The following is a 1,239-nucleotide window of genomic DNA, read 5'->3' as shown; positions in this document are numbered from 1 at the left end:
CCCAGACCCCCAGCGGGGGCTCCGCCCCCTGCACCCCTTTCGGGGCTCCGCCCCGGACCCCGCTCGGAGGGGGACGGCGTGTGGGTTTCCGAGGGCTTCGCCCTCCGGCCCCCCGGCGGGGCTGCACCTTTCCTCGGGGCTCCGCCCCGGCCCCCTGCGGCCCCTGCGCCCCGCTGCGGGGCCCGTTCGTCTGCGGGCCGTCCTTGGCTGGTCGCGCAGTTCCCCGCGCCCCTTGGATGCCGCTGGGCTGTGACATTGCGCGGCTCCGCCGCGATGAGGGTCCCCCTGTCGAGCGAAGCCGAGAACTTGGGGGAGCGATCAACCCCCACCGAGCCCGCAGGCGACGAACCCGGCCGTCCCGCCCAGGGCTTTCGGGAAGAGGCGGGGTGGGGCGGGGTGGGGTGACTTCCGGCCAGTCCGCCTGTCGGGGGCTTCGCCCGCGCTCACCCCGTGGATGGAAGTGGCTGGAAATCGTCCATCCTGTGAGGCCAGTCACCCAGCCGCCCGTTTAGTTGAAACTTAACCTAACTCCGTCGTACGGTGTCGTCACCGCTTGATTCCCCCGCAAGCGGAATCCCCGTAAGTCCGGAAGGTACGTAATGTCTCTCGCCCTTGACTCCGCCGCCCAGGACCTCCTCTTCCGTGAGGCCCGTACTGCCAACACGTTCACCGACGAGCCGGTGACCGAGGAGCAGGTGCAGGCGATCTACGACCTGGTCAAGTTCGGGCCGACCGCCTTCAACCAGACGCCGCTGCGGATCGTGCTGGTGCGTTCGGCCGAGGCGCGTGAGCGGCTGCTGGGGCACATGGCCGAGGGCAACCGGGCCAAGACCGCCACCGCCCCGCTGGTCGCCATCCTCGCCGCCGACAACGAGTTCCACGAGGAGCTGCCGACGCTGTTTCCGGCCTGGCCGCAGGTCAAGGACGTGTTCTTCAGCGAGCGTCCGGTCCGCGAGAACGCCGCCGGTCTGAACGCCGCGCTCCAGGCCGCCTACTTCATCGTCGGCGTCCGCGCCGCCGGGCTCGCCGCCGGCCCGATGACCGGCTTCGACGGCGCCGGGCTCCAGAAGGAGTTCCTGGACGGCGACCACACCCCGCTGATGGTCGTCAACATCGGCAAGCCGGGCGAGGACGCGTCGTACCCGCGCAGCCCGCGCCTGTCGTACGACGAGGTCGTCACCACCGTCTGAGCCTGCCCCGGCCCAGAACGCGGAAGGCCGCCGCACCCCAGTGGGGTGC

General features: G+C 71.3%; 1 protein-coding gene. It reads left to right on the top strand.

Features of this window, described 5'->3' with window-relative positions; translation table 11 throughout:
- Window positions 1–599 precede the first annotated feature (599 nt).
- Window positions 600–1,190: a malonic semialdehyde reductase gene (locus ACFWA7_RS40005; protein WP_385540366.1), complete on the top strand. Its 591-nt coding sequence runs from the start codon at window positions 600–602 to the stop codon at window positions 1,188–1,190.
- Window positions 1,191–1,239 lie beyond the last annotated feature (49 nt).

Source organism: Streptomyces sp. NPDC059994, assembly GCF_042737755.1.
Lineage (GTDB): Bacteria > Actinomycetota > Actinomycetes > Streptomycetales > Streptomycetaceae > Streptomyces.
Note: the sequence above shows the minus strand (reverse complement) of the source record. Positions and strands in the feature narration are given on the sequence as shown.